The organism is Fusobacterium sp., assembly GCF_030528405.1.
Lineage (GTDB): Bacteria > Fusobacteriota > Fusobacteriia > Fusobacteriales > Fusobacteriaceae > Fusobacterium.
Map to the genome: position 1 here is coordinate 1 of NZ_JAUMYY010000022.1, position 15107 is coordinate 15107.

The following is a 15107-nucleotide window of genomic DNA, read 5'->3' on the forward strand; positions in this document are numbered from 1 at the left end:
GTGCATAAGTAGCTACTGATAATACAATAGCACCTATTGTAATAATTTTTTTCATTTCTATCACCTCTTTTAATAAATTCATTTATAGTAATTTATATAATTTTTAATATCATACTTGAAATACACGTTTTCTATTTCTTATTAGTATAGTATTCGTTTAAAAATAAAAAGTAAACGTAAAAAAGCGCTTATAAAATTTAAAAAATAAAAACTGTTGTAATTTAAATGACTTTTTGCATTATGAAAATTTTTAAGTCTACCATAAATAATTAGAAATCCATTAGTTAGCTCCTTTAAAATAAACATAAGCAAAAATATAAAATAACAACAGTCTTATTTAAAACAGTTTATTTAATTTTAAATTATTCTATATTATTTGAATATTTCTCCAACCTCTTTATACCAAAGTAAAATATCCATTTCATCCATAGGTATTTTTACTGATTCACAGTACTTCCTCATTTTTTTCTCTATTTCAAGATATAATTTAGGGTTCAATGTTTTAGGTATATCTTCTATAACTTCAAGCTTTTGTAAATTTTTTAAAATATGTCTATCAAGTATTGCCAAGTCTTGACCAAAACCAACATTTCTTAAAAAGTGTCCTGCTTCTTTATAAGACATACCCTTAATATTCTTTACTATCCAATTTCTTCTTTCAAAAATATCAGGAATTGATGAAAAAAAATCTTTCGTTATTATCTTTTTAGAATCTTTATCTGTCATCTGTTCTCTTAACTCAACCAAATATTTAGCCTTGTTATTTTTGAAACGTACTATATTTAAGTATTCAACCATTTCTTCTGCTGAGGCTTTAAAAATTAAGCCTTTTTCATTTAAGTTTGTTATTGCTTTCCAAGCATTTATAGCTTTAGATTGTGGAGTTAAGATACAGAAAGACAATTCTAAATGAACATCTTCATTTGTTCCATTATCCCAAACATTTTTAAAATCTTGTAATCTTTTTTCTATTTGAGGCTTTATTTCTTTATAAATCTTTTCTATTTCTTTAAAATAATCATTTTTTTTCATATAATTTTATACTAAACCTTCAGCTATTTCAAAATCAGCTTCAGTATTGGCTTTTATATCCTCTAATGATGAGTAAGGTGTTATCTCTATAAGCTTAAGACCTTTCTCATTAACTTCAAAAACAGCTTTTTCTGTAATTATTAAATCAACTACTCCAACTGCTGTAAAAGGAAGTTTACATTCATTTAAAATTTTAGCTGCTCCTCCTGCTGTATGCTCCATAGCTACTATTACTTTCTTTGCTCCAACAACAAGATCCATTGCTCCTCCCATTCCTGGAACTTTTTTACCTGGTATCATCCAGTTAGATAAATTACCATGTTTATCTACTTCTAATGCTCCTAATACTGTAGCATCAACATGTCCTCCTCTGATAATTCCAAAAGACATTGCAGAATCAAAAAACATGGCTCCTTTAGCTGCTGTTATAAATCCTGCCCCTGCATTTGTTAAATAAGGATCTTCCTTTCCTGGTTCAGGAGCTGGTCCTGCACCTATACAACCATTTTCACTTTGAAAAATAACATCCATATCTCCAACATAGTTAGCAACAAGAGTTGGAAGACCTATACCTAGATTTACTACATAACCATCTGAGAATTCTTTTGCAACTCTTTTTGCAATAACTTCCCTTATTGTATTTTTATCCATTTCCATTTAATCTTCACCTTCCCTTATTTAGTTTTTACTATATAATCCACAAATATTCTCGATATATCTATATGATCAGGATCTATACTTCCACCTGGAACTAATTCAGCTGCTTCAACAATAACTAAATCAGCCGCAGTAGCCATTAATGGGTTAAAATTCTTTGTTGTTTTAGCACATATAACATTTCCCATTTCATCAACTGTTGTTCCAAATATTAAAGCAACATCAGCTTTAATAGGTTTTTCTAATAGAAAATCTTTACCGTCCACTTTTACTATCTCTTTTCCTTCTTGAACTATTGTTCCCAAACCAGTTGGAGTTAAAACTCCTCCCAAACCATAACCAGCTGCTCTTACTCTTTCAGCTAAAGTTCCTTGAGGAACTAGTTCAACTTCCATTTCTCCAGATTGCATTTTTCTACCAGTTTCAGGATTTGTTCCTATATGACTAGCTATAACTTTTTTTACTTGATTGTTAACTATAAGTCTTCCTACTCCTCTATCTACAAAACCAGAATCATTACATACTATTGTTAAATTTTTTACTCCCTTTTCTATCAGAGCCGTAACTATTGATTCTGGAGTTCCACAAGCTAGAAATCCTCCAACATGAATGGTCATACCATCTTTAATATGCGATATAGCTTCTTCCATTGAAACTAATTTTTCTTTCATCTTATCCTCCTTAATTTATAATATTTTAATGTATTATATAATTTTTTAATTTTAATAATATTTAGTAAATTAGAAATTAGAATAATAAAAATCCTATAGAAATAAATAATCCTGATACAATTGTTATTATTAGACAATACCCCATTATATCTTTTGCACCTAAACCTGCAATTCCTAATGCTGGCAATGCCCAGAATGGTTGTATCATATTTGTCCATGCATCTCCCCATGCTATCGCCATAGCTGATTTAGCTATTGGTACTCCCAAAGCTTGACCTGCTGGCATTATTATAGGAGCTTGAACTGCCCATTGCCCTCCACCTGAAGGAACAAAGAAATTCACAAGTCCTGCACTTATAAATGAAAATACAGGGAAGGTTCTAGGTGTTGAAATATTTACAAAGAAATTAGACATAAGAACTGCTAAAGAATTACCATTTGCATCAGCACCTGTCATTATTCCCATTATTCCAGCATAAAATGGAAATTGTAGTAATATTCCTGCTGAACCCTTAACTGCTTCAAATACTGCATTTAAATATTTTTTTGGCGTTCCATGTAAGAAAATACCTAAAAACATAAAAATAAAATTAACTATATTTAAATTTAAAGAAAAACCTTTTGTCATAAAATAATATACTATATATGAAAAGCCCATTATCGATAAAAGTAATGAAATTATTCTGCTGTTTTCCATCTTTTCTGCTGGAGTCATCTTAGAATATTCAAGTTCTTCATTAATTGGTTCATATAATAATTTTGAATCAACTTCTACAATCTCATCTTTACTAGGAAACATTGCAACATTTACCAAAGGAACTATCACAAGTAAGCCTATAAGTATAAATAAATTCATAGGTGAAAAAAGAGTTTGAGAAACTGGTATAGAATTTGTAACCGCTCCTGCTGTTTGTTTTGCTAAAGCTTCTCCTCCACTTGCAAGTTGTAATGGAACAGAACCAGAAAGACCTCCATGCCATACTAAGAAACCTGTATAAGCTGATGCAATAAGAAGTCTATAATCTATTCCCTTAACCTTTTTTGCTATCTCTTTTGCAAAAATTGCTCCTATTACTAAACCAAACCCCCAGTTTAAAGCACACGCTATTGCTGAAACCACTGAAACTATTAATATAGCTTGTTTAGGTCCTTTTATTCCAGACGCAATACCTGATAAAATATTTTTAAAAAATTTTGAGCTTGCCATAGCATGCCCTGTTACTAGTACTAATGCCATTTGCATAGAAAATGCTAGCAATGACCAAAATCCATTACTCCAATGTTTTATAACATCCATAGGACCAGAACCTGTTAGAAGAACTGAACCAATAAATACTATAAATGTCAATAAAGCACAAAATATAAATGGATCAGGTAAGTATCTCTGCATTATATAAACGCAGCCTGCTGTGAATTTTTTAAATAAGCCTTTTCTCTCTTTTGTTGTATTTTCCATAATACACTCCTTATTATTTTTTATATTACCTAAATGATATACTTTTTGTTAAATAAAGTCAAGCCCCTTATAATCTTATTTTATGAGTATTTTTACAAATTATATTTAAGGTTTTCTAAAAAATATTTTTTTTATAATTTACCAAGAATATTTTAAACCTATTGTTCCTCTATAAGAGCTATATTTAGTTTTAGAGTTAAAAGATTTTTCATGTCTTATATCTCCGTATATTGAAGTTGATTGCGTAAGTGAATGTTCTAAACCTATACCAACTTCTCCCCAAGTTGAAGAATATTTTTCCTTTACTTTATCTCTGCCTATACTAGTTTCAATATCATTTTGAAAATCATGCCAAAGATTAGCAAGTGCATAAAATTTTGTTTTACTATATTTATTTTTTTGTAATTTAAAACCGAAACGACCTCTTAAGGAATTATTATTTTCATATTTAACTTCTCTAACCCCATCATTGAAATTTTTAAGTTTTAAATATTGATATATAAGTTGAACTTGAGGTTCTATTCCCCATGTATCACTTAATTTGTAAGATTTTCCTAATTCTGCTGATAATAAATAACTATTTCCTCTTTGCTGCGCTTTTTCATTATCTCTTGACGTATATTTATTATTTAAAATAGAAAATTGTCCTACTAAGTCCAAATAAGTATTTGTGTTGTAATACTTTGTTGCAGTAATACCAAAGCTCAAATCTTTTGTTTTTGATGCTCCAGTATATTTATCAGCAGCCCACTCACCATTTTCCGCTCTATATCTATCATAAAATTTATTGTTTGCTGTTACATGAGCAATATAAAACCCTGTTTTAAGTATTCCTTTACTGTTTTCTTTTATTCCAAAATCATATCCTGTTTGTACTCCATAGATTTCACTGTCTATATTAAAACGTTCTTTTCCATTATTTTCATAATTTTTTCCTATAACACGAACCCATGCTTCTCCTTTTTTATCTGTGAGCTGTTTATTCTCTCCTCTACGCTCATACAAAGTTCCGATAGTTGTAAAACCTAAGTCTAGGTTAGACTTAATTGTACTTGTATAGGCAGGAACTACTGCTGAATATAGTTCTTTTTCTTCATTTGAATATGTTACTTTGCTTGTTGTCCAGAAAAATTCTCTTTCTCCATCAGAATTTATCCTACTACCAAGTTGAACTTCTCCTGCTCCAGTCGTTTTTGCTTTTCCTCTAAAAGCACCCTCTTTTGCTTTTCCAACTTGAACTACTGGAACTGAATTCATAAGTTCTTTAACTTTCGTAACATTTCCATCAATTATATTCTCAGTTCCATCCAAACTTACAGCTTTTACGTTTGTTATTCCCTTTGCTTCACCTTCTATAATAAGTAAGTCTGAAACAGATTTATCTGGTGCATTCCATAAGGTATTTACCCTCAATTCTCCATTTTTTGCACTATAGTTTCCATGAATTATAAGTTTATCATCATACTTTCCATTTGCCATTGTTATAATACCGCCATCATTTATAAAATTTAGCTCATTCTTATTGGCATAAGTTTTTATTGTATAACCCATTCCTCCTGTATTATCAATAGCTGTCGCATCCAATATTCCGCCTGAACTTAATTTAGTATAAGTTACATTGGAAGCTAAACCAACATTTGGCAATTTCCAAATAGCTTCTCCAGATATATTAACTCTGCTGACACCTGTCAGCCTATTTTGTACTCCTCCTTGTACAAAAGCCTTATCACTCACATTAAATGTTATATCTCCTCCATCACCTACAAATAGAAGAGGTATATTCGTAACTACAGCCTTAGTTTTTCCTCCATTTAAATTTAAAGTTGCATTTCTTACTTCTTCTTCTACATTAATTAAAGCATCTATTTTTCCTCCAGATAAAGGTAATAATTCCATAGAGCTTATAATTGCATCCTTTAAATTTACAATCTGATTTGAAGCGTTTTCTTCTTTAATTATATACTTATTATTTTCAAATGAACCATACTTTTTACCAAAAGTTATTGCTGTACTTCCAACTTTAATTTCTGCTGAGCTTCCTGAAAAATTTGCATCTAACTTTGATTCATTTCCTCTCATATATATGGCACTGACTCTAGGGGCTTCTGTTGTGTCTATAATCATTTTCCCCTTTGATTCAACTAAACCATTTCTATTAGGGTGCCCATAATAAGGATCATTTGGATCTGATAAATCAACAGGTGAAAAATCACCTATTAATATTGCTGCGGAATCTTCTAATTTTCCTTCACCCTTTAAAACTATTTTTGAATTTTTCATAGTTAGTTTGGTATCTTCACCAAAAACATTAATTCCTGCTAATTTATTGGCATTTTGTTTTGTACTTATATCTGAAATTTCTATATTTAGATCTCCTGTTATCTCAATTTTAGAATTATAGGATTTATTATCATATCTCTGCAATACAATTCCTTCCATAGAATAATTTAAAATATCACTATCAGAGTCTTTTGTATTTGAAACTTTTATATTAGAATTATTTATTTTAGCTTCTGTAAGTCTTTCAGGATAACGAAGTAAATTTCCTCCACCTAAATCGTCAACTGAACCAGTAAATAATATTCCAATTGTATCTTCATGTGGAGCTAAGATAGGGTTTCTTAAGCTTTCTGCTTGATGGACTATATCTATATTTACATTGTCAGCCTCAAGTTTAGCCCCTCCATCAATTTCAATCCCAGCAGTTTCAGTTATACCTAGAGCTGTTAAAGGTCTCATTTTTAGATTTATGTCTCCTGCTTTTATCTGAGGTGTTCCCTGATTATTTCCATTTATAAGCATTCCTAATGCCCATGCATCTTCTCTAGCATTTTTTTGAACTTTAATATCAAGATCCAAGGGTGTTTTTATTTCCAGTTTTGAATTTCCGCTCACATGGAGAGCAGAATAATTATGTAAATTCATTGACTTATTAGCATTTGTTGTGATTTCATAATTTCCATTGAAAATTTCCCATCTGCCTTGTGAATCTACTGGAGCTTCAATAGAATAAGTGTTCATTCCTATCATTACTAAAGAGCTCAAACCAAATAATTTTTTTAAGTAACCCTGTTTTTTCATTTCCAATAACCATCCTTTCCATTTTTTATTATCTATCTTAATTTTGATATTTTTTATAAAAAGATAAGTTTTTATTTTTCAGCAAAAAATGTAATATGTTTACTTAATTGGGTTTTTCTTATTTGAATTTTCTTAATCTTAATGCATTTGTTACAACTGATACAGAACTTAAACCCATAGCTAAACCTGCGATCATAGGGTTTAAAAGATGCCCATTTATTAAATAAAGAAATCCTGCAGCTATCGGTATGCCAATAACATTGTATATAAAAGCCCAAAAAAGATTTTGCTTTATATTTCTTAAAGTTGCTTGGCTAAGTCTAATGGCTGTTAAAACCATATTTATATTTTTATTCATTAAAACTATATCTGCACTTTCTATAGCTATATCTGTACCACTTCCTAAAGCTATTCCTACATTGGCTTGAGCAAGAGCTGGCGAATCATTAATTCCATCTCCAACCATTGCAACTCTCTTTCCTTCGTCTTGAAGTTCTTTTATTTTTTTATACTTATCCTCTGGACTTACCTCTGCCAGAATATTTTCTATGCCAAGTAAATTTGCCATAGCTTTTGCTGTTTGATAATTATCTCCAGTAAGCATATAGCTGTCAATATTTTTTTCCTTTAAATTCTTTACCAGTTCTTTACTTTCCTCTCTTGGAATATCAGCCAAGGTAAAAATTCCTATCAATTCTTTTTCATCAGCTAAAAATACAGCAGTTCTTCCTTGTTCCTCAAATTTTTTTATTTCTTCATCATAGTTATTTACAATATTATAATCTTTTAAAAGTTTTCTGTTTCCCAAAATATATTTTTTGCCATTTATATCTGCAATTACACCTCTACCAGATATTGAAGTAAAGTTCTCTGTTGAATATAAGTCTAGATTTTTTTCTTTAGCTTCTTCATAAATAGCCTTTCCTAAAGGGTGTTCAGAATTAACTTCCAATGAAGCGGCAATTTTTAAGGCTTCATCTTTGTCAAGCTCTTTTGGAATTATTTCTATAAGCCTTGGTTCTCCTCTTGTAAGAGTTCCAGTTTTATCAAATACAACAGTATCTATATGTCCTAATCTTTCTAGCCCTTCACCTGATTTTATTAGTATACCTAATTCTGCTCCTTTTCCAGTTGCTACCATAATTGCTGTAGGAGTCGCAAGCCCTAAAGAGCAAGGGCAGGCAATTATTAAAACAGAAACAAATATAGTCAATACAAATTCTGTAGGACTAGCATTTATTTTTACAAAATTATATTTTATTGACAATGACCATATAATAGCCGATAGAATCGCAATTCCTATAACTACAGGAACAAAATATAAAGAAATTCTGTCTGCTAACTTTGCTATTGGTGCTTTTGTCATTTGAGCATCTTCAACTAATTTAGCAATCTTTGATAAAAGCGTATCTCCTTTAGTAGCTAAAGTTTTAATTCTTAGACTCCCATCTTTGTTAATACTTCCACTATAAACTTTATGACCTTTTTCTTTTTCAACTGGAATGCTCTCACCTGTCAACATTGCTTCATCAACCGTACTGTGCCCTTCAATAATTTCACCGTCAACAGGAATTTTCTCTCCAGGCTTTACAAGAACAATATCTCCTGAGCTTACTTCATCTATATCAACTTCAATTATTTTATCATCTCTTATTATATTGGCTTTTTTAGACTGAAAATTTACAAGTTTTCTAATAGCTTCTGAGGTTTTCCCCTTGCTCAAATTTTCAAGATATTTTCCCAAAATTATAAAGGCAATTATCATAGTAGCAGATTCATAATAAAGAGAATGAGCCATATGATGATGACCCAAATAAATTCTATAAGTCACATATAAACTATATAAAAAAGCTGCTCCTGTTCCTATAGCTATAAGACTATCCATATTAGGACTTCTGAAGTACAACTGCCTTATACCCACTCTATAGTATCTACCTGCAAGAAACATAACTATAACTGTAAGAACAAACTGAATATTTGCAAAATTTATAGCATTATATTCTGGAGAAATTATAGTTGGTATTGGTAAACCCACCATATGTCCCATTGATATATACATAACTATTATAGATATTATTATAATTATTTGTGATTTTCTAAGCTCCTTTTTCAATCTTTTTTCTAAGACTTTTTCATCAGGTTTTAAATCTTCTTTTCTCTTAGGCTCATATCCAAGCTTTTCTATTATTTTTATTATTTCACTCAGTTTTATTTGACCTTCATCATAACTTATATTCCCCATATTATTGGAAATATTTACTACAGCCTTTTTTACACCTTCCGTCTTTGAGAGTTTTCTCTCTATCTTGGCAACACAGGCCTGACATGTTATGCCTTCTATTTTTAACTCAGCTTTTTTATATTCTTTTTCATCCATTACATCACCTCATAACCAGCATCCTCTAAAACCTCTTTTACTTTTGTTATCTGCTTTTCTTCTTTTATTTCAATTATTGCCTCTCCTAATTTTACTTCAATTATATTTAAATTATCCAAAGTGCTAAGCGCATCTCTTACAGATTTTATACAATGTTCACATCCCATTCCGTCTATTTTTAAAACTTTTTTCATTTTTATCCTCCTCTTTGTAATTAAAATATCCTTATCCAGTACTGGATAAAGATATTATATCACATTTTTTTACTAACTTTGTAAATTTTAGTTTTCTTCACTCAATTATAAATATCTATTCTGCACCTGCTATAATTAACTGTTCTACAATTTCTGTATATCCTCTTTCAGAAGCATAAAATAGTGCTGTATTTTGGCTGTTATCTACTAAATTTACATTTACTCCATTTTCTAATAAAAGATTTACAAATTCATTTCTGCCTTCGGCTGCTGCAATATGTAACGGGCTTTCTCCCACTTCATTTTGTGCGTTTATTTCCGCTCCAGCTTCCAATAGTGCCTTACCTATATGTTGATTCCCCCATTCTGCTGCAAAGTGAAGTGGAGTATTTCCATTTAGTAATCGTTGTTTTGAATCTGCTCCAGCTGCAAGTAACAGTTGTGTTATAATTAAGTTTCCTTTAATTGCTGCAATAATTAAAGGCGTATTTCCGCTGTCATTAAGGGCATTTAAATCTATACCTCCATTTTTCAAAAGTTCTCTTACAACTTCTGTCTGTTCATTATAACAAGCTTGGTGAAGTGGGGTATTACCAAAACTATTTTTACTTTCTACTGTAGACAATTGACTAACAATATCTCTCAAACCGAATGCCGTTGCATAATCAATTGCCTTATGCCCATCATTATCAACTATATCTATTTCTGCCCCTTTTTCTATTAAATATTTGGCAGTTTCGGTTCTCTTTTCTGCTAGAGAATACATAAGAGGTGTTTTCCCCTCATTATCTGTGACATTTATATCCGCTCCATTCTCCAATAAAAGAGAAATTATATCTTTATTTCCACTTTTAGATACAGCGTGAAGTGCTGTCATACTAGCGTTGTTAGCTATTGATGAATCTGCTCCATTTTCCAATAATAATTTTGCTATATCTCTATTGCCTTTCATACTCGCATAAAATAGTGCTGTATTTCCAAGTGGATCTCTTTTATTAAAATCAATACCCCCCTTTTTTATAAAAGCTTGAACTACACCTTTTTGATTGTTTTTACAGGCATTTAAGAAAATCATACTTGTATCCATAATTTATCCCCTATCCTTTCATCAATAGATATTTAACCAATTCTTCATTATCGTTTTCTGTTGCTAATTCCATAGCTGTTTTTCCCTCATTATTAATATAATCTATTTGAGGATCTCCAAAATCAAATAATAATTCCGCTGTTTCCTTTCCAGCTAATTTTTTTAAATTCTTTGCTGCATACATTAGAACTGTATTTCCATATTTATCTACTGCATCTACTTCTGCTTCCATTTCCAAAAGTTGAATTATAATATCACTTGCCTCATCTGCTCTACTCATAGCAAGTAGCATTAATGCCGTTTGTCCTTCTGAGTTTCTACAATTAACATTACAATTTTTAGCCAAAAGTTGTTTTAGAATTATTCCACAAAGAGTTTTTCCATTATAATTACTTGCTCTTTCAATATATGAAGCTGCTTTTGTCAGAGCTGTATTTCCTTCCTGATCTATTATTTCATTAATCTTTAAACCATGTTCTAATAACAATTTAAAAATTTGTTCCACTACATTAAATTTTTCAAAATGAAAATAAAAATCTCCAAGATAGCTAAACCATTTTGAAATTGCAGTTTCTCCTTCTGAATTTTTAAAATTTGGATCTGCTCCACTTTCCAGTAAAATTTTTACACTTTCTAAATCTAAAATATAGCATGCCATTCCCAATGGAGTCATTCCTTCAAATTTTCCTTCTGTTTCTGAAAGCATATTCTTATCTGTTCCAAGTTCTAAATTAGCTTTTATTGCTTCATAATCTGCCTTTTCAATAGCTTGGAATATATCCATTCCTCCTGTTTTAACAGCAAGACTGTTTCTATCTCCTTCTTCATAATTTCCTTGAAGAAGAGCTGTTATTTTTTTACTACCTCTTTCTATTGAAAAATCTATTGCCGTTTGGTTATAGTTATTTTTAGCTTCTGGCTCTAAACCTGCTTCGAGTAAAATTTTTACACATTTAAAATATTTTTCTTCCTCTTCAGGTTTAGCTCTTCTTGGAATATTTTTACAAACTATATGTAATGCTGTATTTCCCTCTCTATCTGGCAATGTCATTTTTGAACCTTTTTCAAGCATAACTTCTAATATTTCATAACGAGCTTCCTGTGCTGCATTGATAACTGATGTTCTGCCATCTCCATCTCTTCTCATAGTGCTTGCTTTAGCTGATAACAATAAATCAGTACATTTTTTTACTTCTTCTTCTGTCACATCATAATATCTGTTTTCTTTTGCTAAAAAATCAAGAGGTCGTTGACCTACTGAATCTTCCATATTGGGATCTGCTCCCTTTGAAAGAAGATATTCAATTGCTAAACTATCTGCAAAAGTTGCAGCTAAATGTAATAAGCTTTCACCATTATCTGTTTCATTAAGATCAGCAAGTTTGTACATTTCAAGTATTTCTTCCTTAGCCTTATATTTGTACTCTCTTCTAATTTCATTTCTAGTCATATCTTCAACTCCTTTTTCAATTTTTCTTTTATATTTCTATAATTTTTATTTTGTAAAGAACTTATAACTTTCAACATTTCATCTTTTTTATTTAAAAGAAAAAGTATATCAACAAGTAACCTTAAAATCTGTTCTCTAGCCAAATTAGGAAATTGTATTGGAGTCAGGTACAGCATGGGTTCTTTATATGCTTCATTTTCTTCTTCATATTTTTTCATATTTAGAAGATTAGCTCCAAATGATGTCCCATTTAAATTTCTAGGAAGTTCAAATAATGCTTTTTGTAAATACATATAACTCTCTTCATAATTTTCAACTCTAAAAAAACAAAGAGCTAAATTAAAAAAAACAGCACTATTTTTACTTTCTTCCAAGAAAAAAAAATACTGTGCTGCTTCCATAATTCTTTCAAAATTTAAGGCTAAGATTCCTTGCTCAAACCAAACTATTTCATTAATTTCTCTTGGTTTATCTTCTTTTTTTAGAAAAGCTTTACTTTCTTTAAGCATAAATCCCTCCCTCTTTATTCCTTTTGTAAAAGTATACCTAAATTTACTAAAAAAATCAAATATTTTTAATTACTTTATTAGCAAAAAAGCTAGAAAATATATTAATTTATATTTTTCTAATATAAAAAAACTTTGTCAGAATTTTATTTCCCAACAAAGTTATTAAAAATTTTATGATTGATATTCTTTTAGACCCAAAGTAAATTTTAATCTGTTTATTCCAGTTTTAAGAGCCTTTATTTTGAACTTACTTATTTTTATATCAGAAAAGTCTTCATCTGTTACTTCTTGTATATCAGAAAGATTTTCAAAAGTACTTACTATCTTTTCAATATCTTTCTTTGTCAATTTACTTATTTTGGCAAGTGTTCTGTATCCCCTTGCAGAAACTTTATTATCCAATGAAGAATAAGATTTATTATAACCTAAAGCAAAGGACAGATTTTCCATCTCTAGAAGTTCATTATCAGTAAGACTTTTTAGATATTTTTTTACTTCAACTATATCTTCACCATCATTAATATAATCTTTTAAGAAATTCTCTTCTTCCTTATCTAAATCCAAGATTAATTCTGATACTTGCAAATTGATTATTCTTCCTTCCGTTCCAAACTCTAAAAGATTTGTATCCATTTCTTCCTTGATTCTTCTTATCATCTCAAATCTTTGTAAAGTCTTAGCAACATCATATATAGTAACCAAATCGTCTAGCTCTAAAATTGTCAGGTTATTTAGTTCTCTATCTAAAACATACCTGTATCTTTCAAGGGTCTTTAAAACTTGAGAAGCTTCTATATAAAGTTCTTCTAGATTCTTCAATCTATATTTAAAATCTCCCTTGTATACAGTTACAGATTTCTTTCTCTCCGATATTGCTATTACACCTTTCTTTAATTGTTTTGCAGTTCTTTCAGCAGTCCTATGTCTTGTTCCACTCTCAGTTGTCGAATATGATTTATCGGCTTGTATATGAACATTCGCATATAGTATTTTTTCACAGTTCTCATCAATGATTATAGCACCATCCATTTTAGATAGCTCAAAAATTTTCTCTGGGGTATAATCACAATTTATAAAAAAACCTCCATCTCTAACTTTCTCTATTTCTTCATCATAGCCAATGACTATAAGCGCTCCTATTGAAGCATCTAATATATTATATATCCCCTTTCTCAATTCTGTTCCAGGAGCAACCTTTGAAAGTAAATCTTTAAAATCACTATTAATCATTTTTTTTCATCCTTTCCAACAAATCATCTAAATTTTTCAAAAATATTAATTTTAATTTATACTTTTTCTTTTCAATTTCTTTTCTATTGGCTTCTGGAACATAAACTCCTGTGAAACCTAATTTTTCTAGCTCCCTTAGTCTTTTATCTAAGAAAAAAACTTTTCTTATTTCTCCTCTCAAGCCTAACTCTCCTACTGCAGCTATCTTCTGACTTATAGAGAAACCTTTAAATACAGATAGAATAGAAATAAGTACTCCTAAATCAGCTGCTGGATCTTTAATTGCAAGACCACCTGGAACATTTACAAATAAATCTTTTAAACCCAAAGGAATATTCATCTTCTTTTCAGCTATTGCTGTCAAAATTTGTATCCTATTTCTATCATAACCTTGAACTACTCTCTTTGGTATTCCTATTGTTGAATCCGTAATAAGAGCTTGTATTTCTAAAATAAATACCTTTGTACCTTCCAAAATTGGTACTACCATACTTCCTATATTCTTTTCTTCTCTCTCGCTCAAAAAATATTCAGAGGAATTTTTAACTTCCTTCATTCCATTTTCTTCCATACTAAAAACAGCTATCTCATTTGTTGAGCCAAATCTATTTTTAGAACTTCTTAAAACTCTATAGAATAAACCTTCTTCTCCTTCAAAATTAAAAACTGCATCAACCATATGTTCCAATAGTTTAGGTCCTGCTACCTTTCCATCTTTTGTTATATGTCCAACTATGAAAAAGGAAATATTATGTTTTTTTGCCAGTTCTATAATTTTTAAAGTACACTCTCTTATCTGTGTTGTTGTTCCTGAAATAGAATCTAAATTTGAATTATATAAAGTTTGAATGGAATCCACAACTACAACCTTAGGTTTATTATTTACAATATATTCATAAATATTCAAAATATCCATTTCAGACATAAGATATATCTTCTCACCTAAAATTTTAAGTCTATCTCCTCTATTTTTAATTTGTTCAACAGACTCTTCTCCTGAAATATATAATACATCTCCATATTTTTTATAAGCTGCTATGACCTGTAAAAGTAAGGTTGATTTACCTATTCCAGGATTTCCAGTTACTAAAACAACTTCTCCTTTTAAAAGACCTCCACCTAACAATCTATCAAATTCCTCTATGCCCGTTTTATATCTATCTTCATTACTGTATTCTACATCTTTAAATTCAAAAACTTTAAGATTTTTTGAATCTGAGTTTAATATTTTTTTTATCTCTCTGGACAATTCTTCTTCTTCTTCAAAACTAGACCAAGAACCACATTGTGGACATTTTCCTACCCATTTAGGGCTTCTGTAGCCACACTCAATACAAGAATATATCATTTTTAATCTTGCCAT

At 30.1% G+C, this 15107-nt stretch carries 12 protein-coding genes; all 12 read right to left on the bottom strand.

Translation table 11 applies throughout. The features are described from left to right. Nucleotides 1–372 precede the first annotated feature (372 nt). Nucleotides 373–1032 (bottom strand): N-glycosylase/DNA lyase, encoded by a 660-nt coding sequence (locus Q4A58_RS04960; protein WP_303117047.1) that lies wholly within the window; start codon nt 1030–1032, stop codon nt 373–375. Nucleotides 1033–1038: 6 nt separating this feature from the next. Then, the gene (locus tag Q4A58_RS04965) at nt 1039–1689 is read right to left on the bottom strand and encodes a 3-oxoacid CoA-transferase subunit B (RefSeq protein WP_303117049.1); all 651 of its coding nucleotides are present in this window, start codon (nt 1687–1689) and stop codon (nt 1039–1041) included. 17 nt (nt 1690–1706) lie between these two features. Further along, a complete protein-coding gene (locus tag Q4A58_RS04970; protein WP_303117051.1) occupies nt 1707–2360 on the bottom strand; it encodes a CoA transferase subunit A in 654 nt (217 codons plus the stop codon). 76 nt (nt 2361–2436) lie between these two features. Further along, nucleotides 2437–3816 carry a TIGR00366 family protein gene (locus Q4A58_RS04975; protein WP_303117053.1) on the bottom strand — a complete coding sequence of 460 codons (1380 nt, stop codon included), beginning with the start codon at nt 3814–3816 and terminating at the stop codon, nt 2437–2439. A gap of 138 nt (nt 3817–3954) precedes the next feature. After that, nucleotides 3955–6897, bottom strand: coding sequence for an autotransporter outer membrane beta-barrel domain-containing protein (locus Q4A58_RS04980; protein ID WP_303117056.1), 2943 nt, complete (start codon nt 6895–6897; stop codon nt 3955–3957). A gap of 118 nt (nt 6898–7015) precedes the next feature. After that, the gene (locus tag Q4A58_RS04985; RefSeq protein WP_303117059.1) at nt 7016–9274 is read right to left on the bottom strand and encodes a heavy metal translocating P-type ATPase; all 2259 of its coding nucleotides are present in this window, start codon (nt 9272–9274) and stop codon (nt 7016–7018) included. Then, nucleotides 9274–9468: a heavy-metal-associated domain-containing protein gene (locus tag Q4A58_RS04990; protein WP_303117061.1), complete on the bottom strand. Its 195-nt coding sequence runs from the start codon at nt 9466–9468 to the stop codon at nt 9274–9276. The genes Q4A58_RS04985 and Q4A58_RS04990 overlap by 1 nt, the downstream gene beginning before the upstream one ends. Before the next feature lie 115 nt (nt 9469–9583). Further along, nucleotides 9584–10555, bottom strand: a complete 972-nt coding sequence (locus Q4A58_RS04995) for an ankyrin repeat domain-containing protein (RefSeq protein WP_303117063.1) — start codon at nt 10553–10555, stop codon at nt 9584–9586. Between the two features lie 10 nt (nt 10556–10565). Next, nucleotides 10566–12005 (bottom strand): ankyrin repeat domain-containing protein, encoded by a 1440-nt coding sequence (locus tag Q4A58_RS05000; protein WP_303117066.1) that lies wholly within the window; start codon nt 12003–12005, stop codon nt 10566–10568. Further along, nucleotides 12002–12514 (bottom strand): hypothetical protein, encoded by a 513-nt coding sequence (locus tag Q4A58_RS05005; protein WP_303117069.1) that lies wholly within the window; start codon nt 12512–12514, stop codon nt 12002–12004. Before Q4A58_RS05005 ends, Q4A58_RS05000 begins: the two co-directional genes overlap by 4 nt. A gap of 171 nt (nt 12515–12685) precedes the next feature. Beyond that, the gene (disA, locus tag Q4A58_RS05010) at nt 12686–13744 is read right to left on the bottom strand and encodes a DNA integrity scanning diadenylate cyclase DisA (protein WP_303117071.1); all 1059 of its coding nucleotides are present in this window, start codon (nt 13742–13744) and stop codon (nt 12686–12688) included. Beyond that, nucleotides 13737–15107 (bottom strand): DNA repair protein RadA, encoded by a 1371-nt coding sequence (radA, locus tag Q4A58_RS05015; protein ID WP_303117073.1) that lies wholly within the window; start codon nt 15105–15107, stop codon nt 13737–13739. The genes disA and radA overlap by 8 nt, the downstream gene beginning before the upstream one ends.

Bases quoted from the DNA above. Each gene is read 5' to 3' on its own strand.
- Q4A58_RS04960 (WP_303117047.1), bottom strand. From the start codon at position 1,032: ATGAAAAAAAATGATTATTTTAAAGAAATAGAAAAGATTTATAAAGAA.
- Q4A58_RS04965 (WP_303117049.1), bottom strand. From the start codon at position 1,689: ATGGAAATGGATAAAAATACAATAAGGGAAGTTATTGCAAAAAGAGTT.
- Q4A58_RS04970 (WP_303117051.1), bottom strand. From the start codon at position 2,360: ATGAAAGAAAAATTAGTTTCAATGGAAGAAGCTATATCGCATATTAAA.
- Q4A58_RS04975 (WP_303117053.1), bottom strand. From the start codon at position 3,816: ATGGAAAATACAACAAAAGAGAGAAAAGGCTTATTTAAAAAATTCACA.
- Q4A58_RS04980 (WP_303117056.1), bottom strand. From the start codon at position 6,897: ATGAAAAAACAGGGTTACTTAAAAAAATTATTTGGTTTGAGCTCTTTA.
- Q4A58_RS04985 (WP_303117059.1), bottom strand. From the start codon at position 9,274: ATGGATGAAAAAGAATATAAAAAAGCTGAGTTAAAAATAGAAGGCATA.
- Q4A58_RS04990 (WP_303117061.1), bottom strand. From the start codon at position 9,468: ATGAAAAAAGTTTTAAAAATAGACGGAATGGGATGTGAACATTGTATA.
- Q4A58_RS04995 (WP_303117063.1), bottom strand. From the start codon at position 10,555: ATGGATACAAGTATGATTTTCTTAAATGCCTGTAAAAACAATCAAAAA.
- Q4A58_RS05000 (WP_303117066.1), bottom strand. From the start codon at position 12,005: ATGACTAGAAATGAAATTAGAAGAGAGTACAAATATAAGGCTAAGGAA.
- Q4A58_RS05005 (WP_303117069.1), bottom strand. From the start codon at position 12,514: ATGCTTAAAGAAAGTAAAGCTTTTCTAAAAAAAGAAGATAAACCAAGA.
- disA (WP_303117071.1), bottom strand. From the start codon at position 13,744: ATGATTAATAGTGATTTTAAAGATTTACTTTCAAAGGTTGCTCCTGGA.
- radA (WP_303117073.1), bottom strand. From the start codon at position 15,107: ATGGCAAGATTAAAAATGATATATTCTTGTATTGAGTGTGGCTACAGA.